This is a genomic window from Gulosibacter macacae (genome assembly GCF_003865375.1).
GTDB classification, from domain to species: Bacteria; Actinomycetota; Actinomycetes; order Actinomycetales; family Microbacteriaceae; genus Gulosibacter; species Gulosibacter macacae.
Map to the genome: position 1 here is coordinate 1 of NZ_RQVS01000029.1, position 7054 is coordinate 7054.

A 7054-nucleotide genomic window follows, 5' to 3' on the forward strand; every position below is an offset into this window, starting at 1 on the left:
CCCTCGAATGCGATGAGCCGCTTTGGTGAGCCGCCCAGGCGCGAAATGAAGCGATGGAAATCGTGGTTGCGTGCCTCCACCTCGTCGGGAAGCCGACGCTTCTCGGCTGCCAACAACTCAAACTGAATTGCCTCAAGCTCAGCAATTTCGTCACGACTAATTCGTTCGGCAGCTCGCGCCGCAATTTCGCCAGCAATGAGCGAATGCGCAATGAAAATATCCCGCAGATCGTCACCCGTCAGCGGGCTGACGACAAATCCGACGCCCGGCTCATTCGTGAGAAACCCTTCGGTTCGTAGCGATTGCAACGCCTCGCGGGCAGGCGTCTGCGAAATCCCGAGGGCGGCTCCGATTTCGTCTGGGCGTAAGACATCGCCCGCGACATATTCCTTGCCCAAGATGCGCTCGCGCACGTACGCCATGGCAACTCGGCTCATTGAACCGCGGGCAACCGGTCGTTGCTCAGCCATTCCGACTGCCTACCAATCCACATCTTCGTGGCCGACAAAGAGGTCGGCGCCAATCTTCGTTGGAGATTTTGATGTCAAATCTAGTTCATCCGCAGACCGCGCGGATCGGCCTCATGACCGACAGCTGACACGCATCCGCGCGTGAAACCGTGGAGGTCATGACTGAACCTGCCTCGCTCACCGTTGATGTACTCGTACTTGGATGGGGGAAGGGCGGCAAGACCTTCGCCGCCGCGATGGCGGCAGCAGGCAAACGTGTCGCCATCGTCGAACGCTCAGCGGCGATGTATGGCGGCACGTGCATCAATATCGGTTGCGTGCCCACGAAGACGCTCATCCACGACGCCGAGCTGCGACGTGAGAGCGACGATGCAGCCACGAGTTTCGCGAAGGCCGTCACACGCCGAGATGCGCTCATCGCCAAACTCAACGATGTGAACTTCCACATGCTTGCCGATCGCGACACCGTTACCGTCGTTGACGGGCAGGCGCGCTTCGTCTCGCCCCACGAGGTCGAGGTGACCCCGAGCGCAGGCGGGCGAGGCACGAACGAAGTGCTCCGCATCCGTGCCGATCTCGTCGTGATCAACACGGGTGCCGAGCCGGTGCGGTCTGAGATACCGGGCGCTGATCTCGACGGTGTCTATGACTCAACGACCATTCAGCATGCCGAGCCCTTTCCGAAACGCCTCGCCATCGTTGGCGCGGGCGCGATCGCGCTCGAATTTGCGTCAATGATGCGCGGTTTCGGCAGTCAAGTGACGATGCTGGTGCGAGGCGATCGGCTCCTGCCGCGCGAGGATGCTGATGTCGCCGAAGGCGTGTCGAAGCTCCTTCGTGACGACGGCATTTCGTTGCGCTTTGGTGCGACGGTGACTGAGATCGTCCGGTCGGAGGCAGCGCTTCGGCTCACGCTCGACACTGACACAGGTGCTGAGCATCTTGAGACGGATGCGCTGCTCTTCGCAACCGGCCGTCGCCCGGCAACCGCCGAGCTGGGGCTTGATGCCGCGGGCATCGACACCGATGAGCACGGCGCGATCACTGTCGATGAGCAATTGCGCACGAGCGCATCCGGCGTATTTGCCATGGGTGATGTGCGCGGCGGCGCGCAACAGACGCCGCTTTCGCTCGACGATCACCGCGTGGTGCTCGATGCCGTGACGGGCGAGGGCCTACGACGCGTAAGCGATCGGGTCGCTGTGCCAGCGACGACGTTCATCACACCCCCATTCGCGAGCGTCGGAATCACGGCAGACGAGGCGAAGCAGCGTGGCGATGTGGTGCGCACGGTCATGGTGCCGGTCGCTGGCATCAAAGCAATGCCGCGACCGAAGGCAGTGGGTGACCCGCGCGGGTTCATCAAGTTCGTCGTTGATGCGCGCACTGACCTGATTCTCGGCGCCCGATTGCTCCACGTCGATGCGCAAGAAGTCATCAATCTCATCGCCCTCGCCATGCGCGCCAAGGTCACCGCGACCGAACTTCGAGACGGCATCTGGACGCATCCGAGTTCGACCGAGGCACTCAATGAAGTGCTCGGTCAACTCGGCGATCCGCACTAGGAAGTCGTTGACCTGAACGTGGAATGATTGTCATATCGAGACGAAAGGCATGCCATTGGTTCAGCACATGAAGCTCCGCGATTACATCGATCAACTTCGTCTCGAAGGGTATTCGGTCGCGAAAGCGAACGAAGATGACCCGGTGCTCATCCGCCCTGATGGTTCGGCGGTTGAGACCTGGCGGCAGAATTACCCCTACGACGAGCTGATGACTCGCGAGGAATACGAAGAGGAGAAGTACAAACTTCAGGTCGAGCTCCTCAAGTTCCAGTACTGGACGCAGGACACCGGCGCAAAGCACGTCATCGTGTTTGAAGGCCGCGACGCCGCAGGCAAGGGCGGCACGATCAAGCGCTTCACCGAGCACCTCAACCCGCGTGCCGCACGCACTGTCGCGCTGAACAAGCCCTCATCGACTGAGGCCGGCCAGTGGTACTTCCAGCGTTACATCGAGCACCTGCCCACCTCGGGCGAGATCGTGCTCTTTGACCGCTCCTGGTACAACCGCGCCGGCGTCGAACGGGTGATGGGCTTCACCTCACCCGAGGACTACGAGATCTTCATGCGCCAGGCTCCGCGCTTCGAGCAGATGCTCGTCGAAAGCGGCGTCACGCTCACGAAGTTCTGGTTCTCGGTGACGCAAGACGAGCAGCGCACGCGATTTGCGCTACGTCAGATTGACCCGGTGCGGCAGTGGAAGCTCTCGCCGATGGACCTCGAGAGCCTCGACCGCTGGGAGGACTACACCGCGGCGAAAGAAGCGATGTTCGAACTCACTGACAAGAAGTACGCGCCCTGGATCGTCGTGAAGTCGAACGACAAAAAGCGCGGCCGCGTCAACGCGATGCGCGCCTACCTCAACCAGTTCGACTACGAGGGCAAGGACGCATCCGTCGTCTATGACCCCGATCCGCTCGTGGTCTCACGTGCAAAGCACACGCCCGACAGCCGCGACTAAGGCGTCGGGGCACAAGGCGGGCAAGATGACGGCGGCACTGCGCGACCGGCAACTCGCCCGCCTTTGCGATGCGCTCGACGCGTACTACGTGCATACCTAAGACATTGGTCAGCCAGCCGAAGTTGACGTTTCCGAAATCCACGCTTGACCCTCCCGTCGGGGGAGACCCGAACCTGGAATCACCCCGACGAAAGGAACCCCTCATGCTCACCATCGGCGCCTTCGCCCAACTCACCGGGCTCACCGTGAAAGCCTTGCGTCACTACGACGAACTCGGGGTGCTCAAGCCCGCCGAGGTCGACATTCACAGTGGGTATCGCTATTACCGCCCGGAGCAACTGCGCACTGCCGCCACCATCAGCGTGTTGCGCGGAATCGGCCTTTCCATCCCTGAAATCGTCATCACGCTCGATCAGCCCGGGAAATTCGCCGAGCGCATCGATGAATTCAACGCTGCTCGCGAAGAAAGGCGCGCCCGCGAAGATCGGATGCTCGCTGAGGGGCGCAGCATCCTCGACGGCTATCAGCGCTCGACAACAGTTGAGCGGCGCGAGGCACCCGCACAACCGTGGGTTGGCTTCCACGCCGATCTCTCATTTGATTCGGAGGAATCCGAAGTTCAGGCAGAGAACGGTCGATTCGATGCCTTTTATGGTGCCCTCCACGCATCCGGCTGCACGCCCGAACCCTGGTGGTGGCTCGAGTTTCGTGCATCTGCGGCGTCGACCCGAGACTCGACTGATCTGGTAGCGGTGACCTGGTGCATCCCAATTGCCGAGCCCGCACCCGAGGAGCTTCGGCGCGCGCTTGTAGAACATGACTACAAGGTGGCCTACGGCGAGCTGCCAGCACGTACCGAGTCATTCGTGCGCCTCGAACCGGATGCTGGGCTCAGCAATGACTTCACCGCGCCGCACCCCGGTGTGGTCGCCCTCATGGACGCCGTTGGTGCAGAGCAGGAGATTCGCCAGGTGTATCGGATGACGGCGGACGGCGTCGACCTCGAACTCGTGGCCAGCAGCGCAAGCTAGCCTGAAGCCATGTTCTGGCGACGGTATGGTGGTATGTCGATCATGGCGTTGCTCGTCGCGACTGTACTCGGCGTGGTCGTTGCTATCGTCTTGGTGCTGCTTCCCGGTGGGTTCACTGACCCTGGCGCCGCACTGTCTGCCGTGGTGTTTTGGGCGACACTCGGGGCTATCTTCGGCCTTGTCACCGGAGTCGTGTCGGTAACCGGCGGACTGATTGCAATTGCCGTGGGCGACCGTGAACTGCGGCGAGCGGCGAATGTACGCATCCACAGTGGCACTCTTGGTGGGGCGCTTGGCGCAGCCCTGCCCTGGGCGCTTTACATCGTGAGCAACTATCGGGGTGGGCCGGAGGACGCGACCGTGTTCCTCTGGCTCTTGATTCCGCTCGGGCTCGGCGCGGTCTGCGCCCGAACGCTGGTATTTCGTGCTGAGGAGAAGGCCGGCGCGCTCACTCAGTGACACACGTCAGCCGCATCCGGGAATCTATGCGAACCTGGCTGACGTGAGTGAACAGCGTGCATTGCAATTAGAGTCGTTCGTCGTTGGCGACGGCGAGCACCGAGTCGTGTTCCTGCACGGCCTCATGGGGCGCGGGCGCAATTTCACGACGATCGCGAAGGGCCTCGGAGACGGCTACGCAAGCCTCATGCTCGATCTGCCGAACCATGGCGAATCGCCCTGGACCGACTCCTGGGACTACAACCTCGTGGCCGATCGCGTCGCCAGCCACTTGCGCGGCCGATTTGCCGCCCACGGCCCGGTCAATGTGGTCGGCCATTCGATGGGGGGCAAGGTCGCAATGTTGCTTGCGCTGCGGCATCCCGAGCTGGTGGAGCGGCTCGTCATCATCGATATTGCCCCGGTGGATTCGAGCGCAACCGGCGGCACCTTCGAGCACCTCCTCGGTGCGCTCCTCCGCGTTGAACTTGACGGCCTTATCGACCGCAATGCGGCGGCGGCGCAGCTGCACGAACCTATCCCGGATGCAACGATGCGCGGCTTCCTCATGCAGAACCTGCGGCGCACGCCCGATGGCTTTGCTTGGCAGCCGAACGTGCAGATGCTCTACGACAACCTGCCGGTCATCGCCGGGTTCCCGGATGTTGCAGGCCAGCACTTCGACGGACCAACCCTGTGGATCGGTGGTGGCGAGTCCAACTACATCCAGGATGAGTATGTGCCGATCATGCGGGCACTGTTTCCGCGGATGCGGCGCCTCACCGTCAAAGGTGCCGGCCACTGGGTGCACTCCGAGCAACCCCAACAGGTCATTACCGCCCTCCGCTGTTTCTTTGAGCATTAGGTCGCATTCGGCGCATCTTCAATCAGGCAGGGCAACATGGTCGCGTCGCGGCGACGATGCCGCGCGCATCCTAGTAAGGAGCCAGCAATGCCAAGTCTTGCCACCTACATCGCCCTGCCGGGCACTACCGCCGAGGCCTTCAACCACTGGCACGAAGTGCTTGGAGGCGAATTGCAGATCCTCACCTATGGCGATATGCCGATGCCCGGGATGCCGTTCGAACCCGACCCGAACTCGGTCGCGCACGCGGTCTTGAAAACACCGGGCGGTGAACTCGCTGGCGGCGACGCTGAGCCCGGCGGCGACTATGCCGTGCGCGACACCGCCTATTCGCTGCTCTACACCGCCGATGACCCCGACGAGGCGCGCGAGATCATTCGCAAGTTCGTCGATGCCGGTGGCGCAGCGGGTATGCCGTTCGAGCTCGCACCGTGGGGCGATTGGTACGGCCAAGTGTTTGACCGCTTCGGTGTGATGTGGTCGCTTTCGGTCCCTGCCTCCGAGGATTGGCGCGAACGAGCCGAGGTCGCTGGCGCTTAGGCCGCGTTCTCGTCGGGCTGGTGAATGCCGAAGACGTTGCCGTCGGTGTCCATGAAGTAGCCCTGCCAGGCCATGCCCGGGAGGGCGTACTTCGGCAGGGCGACTTGGCCGCCGGCGGCTTCGATCTTGGCGGCAGTTTCGTCGAAGTCTGCGACGCCCATTGTGAGCACTGCGCCATTGACCGGAGCACCAGGACCGTCGAAGGAACCCATACGCTGCATGATCGCGCCGTTGATGCCCATCTCGGTATCGGGACCAGTCACGATGCCGAAGTATGGCATCCCGGCAAATTCGGAATAGTCCTGATATTCCCAACCGAATGCCGCGGCATAAAAGGTCTTGGCGGCCTCAAGATCGGTGGCGTGAATCTCAAAGTGAACGGGACGCGACATGAGAGCTCCTGGATGCGGTCGTCAGCGGCTGCGAATTGCAGTGATTGATCGTCGCAGTCGCTCCTGAAGAGGCGATTAGAGCAGGAACGGCACGAGCGCGAGTTTGGCGATGAGGGCCACGGCGAAAATCTGCGCGTACCCGGCATTGTTGCGCTCATCGTGATTGCGCGCCGTCGCAAAGTCGAGCACGGCCGGTTGTCCGAGCATCCCTGCGACCGAGCCGACTGCACGCGCCGCTGACATGCCGAGGAGGCGCGCAGCGAGGGCCATCAGCCCGCAGGCGACGATCGCCACGACTGCGGCAACGCCAAAGGCCCGCAGGCCATCGAGAGTCACGATGGTTGCCGTGAATGCGGGGCCGGATGCGATACCGACGGCCGCGAGAAACAGCATCAGCCCGAATTGGCGCAGGGTGAGATTCGTCGCCATGGGTATCTGCCAGACGATCGGGCCGGTGCGGCCTAAGGCGCCGAGCAACATGCCGACGAGAAGCGAACCAGCCGCCGGGCCCAGTGCGAACGACTCGCCGCCGGGCAGCGGCAGGCGCACGAGCGCCACGGCGAATCCGAGCGCGATGCCGACGCCGAGCGCAATCCAGTCAATATCGGTGAGGCTGCGTTCGGAGTTGCCGAAGTAGTCGCGCACCGCATCTTCGCGGCCGCGCGGAATCACCACGAGCACGCTATCGCCGAGCTGCAAGCGCAGGTGGTCATCGGCGAGCATCGTCTCGTCGCCACGGCGCACACGAGTGATGATTGCGCCGAAGCGCAGATACAGGCTCATCGCATTCGAGGG

Annotated in this window: 9 protein-coding genes; 6 read left to right on the plus strand and 3 right to left on the minus strand. The window is 62.6% G+C overall.

The features are described from left to right. On the minus strand, nt 1-470 hold a 470-nt coding region (locus EG850_RS13035; RefSeq protein ID WP_148097126.1), incomplete at its 3' end, for a GntR family transcriptional regulator. A gap of 158 nt (nt 471-628) precedes the next feature. Between EG850_RS13035 and EG850_RS13040 the strand changes: the two genes are divergently transcribed. The 6 genes from EG850_RS13040 to EG850_RS13065 all read left to right on the plus strand — a co-directional run bounded on the left by EG850_RS13040 (nt 629) and on the right by EG850_RS13065 (nt 5867). Further along, nucleotides 629-2035, plus strand: a complete 1407-nt coding sequence (locus EG850_RS13040; protein ID WP_124974198.1) for a dihydrolipoyl dehydrogenase family protein — start codon at nt 629-631, stop codon at nt 2033-2035. 67 nt (nt 2036-2102) lie between these two features. Then, nucleotides 2103-2993 (plus strand): polyphosphate kinase 2, encoded by an 891-nt coding sequence (ppk2, locus tag EG850_RS13045; RefSeq protein ID WP_235829358.1) that lies wholly within the window; start codon nt 2103-2105, stop codon nt 2991-2993. Between the two features lie 203 nt (nt 2994-3196). Further along, nucleotides 3197-4024: a MerR family transcriptional regulator gene (locus EG850_RS13050; protein WP_124974204.1), complete on the plus strand. Its 828-nt coding sequence runs from the start codon at nt 3197-3199 to the stop codon at nt 4022-4024. Between the two features lie 9 nt (nt 4025-4033). Further along, nucleotides 4034-4483, plus strand: a complete 450-nt coding sequence (locus tag EG850_RS13055) for a hypothetical protein (RefSeq protein WP_124974207.1) — start codon at nt 4034-4036, stop codon at nt 4481-4483. 43 nt (nt 4484-4526) lie between these two features. Next, entirely contained in the window at nt 4527-5327 is an 801-nt protein-coding gene (locus tag EG850_RS13060) for an alpha/beta fold hydrolase (protein WP_235829359.1), read from the plus strand. 87 nt (nt 5328-5414) lie between these two features. After that, nucleotides 5415-5867, plus strand: a complete 453-nt coding sequence (locus tag EG850_RS13065) for a VOC family protein (RefSeq protein WP_124974210.1) — start codon at nt 5415-5417, stop codon at nt 5865-5867. On the opposite strand, the gene EG850_RS13070 is transcribed toward EG850_RS13065, so the two are convergent. Beyond that, entirely contained in the window at nt 5864-6259 is a 396-nt protein-coding gene (locus EG850_RS13070) for a VOC family protein (RefSeq protein ID WP_124974213.1), read from the minus strand. The genes EG850_RS13065 and EG850_RS13070 overlap by 4 nt on opposite strands. 75 nt (nt 6260-6334) lie before the next feature. Next, the coding region (locus EG850_RS13075; protein WP_328588392.1) for an aspartate-alanine antiporter-like transporter at nt 6335-7054 on the minus strand (720 nt) is incomplete at its 5' end.